The following is a 940-nucleotide window of genomic DNA, read 5'->3' as shown; positions in this document are numbered from 1 at the left end:
CAGGAGGACGTGTGTTCGCCAATCCCGAGGAACTGCTGCGATACCTCAAGAACGAGGACGTGAAGTTCGTCGACGTACGTTTCTGTGACCTGCCCGGCGTGATGCAGCACTTCAACCTGCCGGTCGAGTCCGTCAACGACGACCTGTTCACCGACGGCCTCGCGTTCGACGGCTCATCGATTCGCGGTTTCCAGGCGATCCACGAGTCGGACATGCTCCTGCTCCCGGACGTCGCGACCGCGTTCATCGACCCGTTCCGGGCGCAGAAGACCCTCGCGTTGAACTTCTTCATCCACGACCCGTTCACCCGCGAGGCCTACACCCGCGACCCGCGTAACGTCGCGAAGAAGGCCGAGGCGTACCTCGCCGCCAGCGGCATCGCCGACACCGCCTACTTCGGCGCCGAAGCCGAGTTCTACATCTTCGACTCCATCCGCCACGAAACCTCCGCGCACCAGTCGTTCTACTACATCGACTCCATCGAGGGCGCCTGGAACTCCGGGCGTGAGGAGCCGGGCGGCAACCGCGGCTACAAGACCGCCTACAAGGGCGGCTACTTCCCCGTCCCCCCGGTGGATCACTACGCCGACCTGCGCGACTCGATCGTGCGTCGCCTCGTCGACACCGGCTTCACCGTGGAACGCTCACACCACGAGGTCGGCACCGCCGGCCAGTCGGAGATCAACTACCGGTTCTCCACGCTGCTGCACGCCGCCGACCAGCTCCAACTGTTCAAGTACATCGTCAAGAACGAAGCCTGGGCCAACGGCAAAACCGCCACCTTCATGCCCAAGCCGCTCTTCGGTGACAACGGCTCCGGCATGCACACCCACCAGAGCCTCTGGCTGGGCGGCGAACCGCTGTTCTACGACGAGACCGGCTACGCCGGCCTGTCCGACACCGCCCGCTGGTACATCGGCGGCCTGCTGCACCACGCCCC

At 65.0% G+C, this 940-nt stretch carries 1 protein-coding gene; it reads left to right on the top strand.

Annotation, left to right across the window (positions count from 1 at the left end):
* Positions 1–11 precede the first annotated feature (11 nt).
* Positions 12–940: glutamine synthetase beta-grasp domain-containing protein (locus tag DKT68_RS00020; protein ID WP_109815402.1), on the top strand; the 929-nt coding region annotated here is incomplete at its 3' end.

Origin of the sequence: Micromonospora acroterricola, from assembly GCF_003172955.1 — a bacterium.
Lineage (GTDB): Bacteria > Actinomycetota > Actinomycetes > Mycobacteriales > Micromonosporaceae > Micromonospora > Micromonospora acroterricola.
This window is presented reverse-complemented; position numbering and strand designations above follow the sequence as displayed.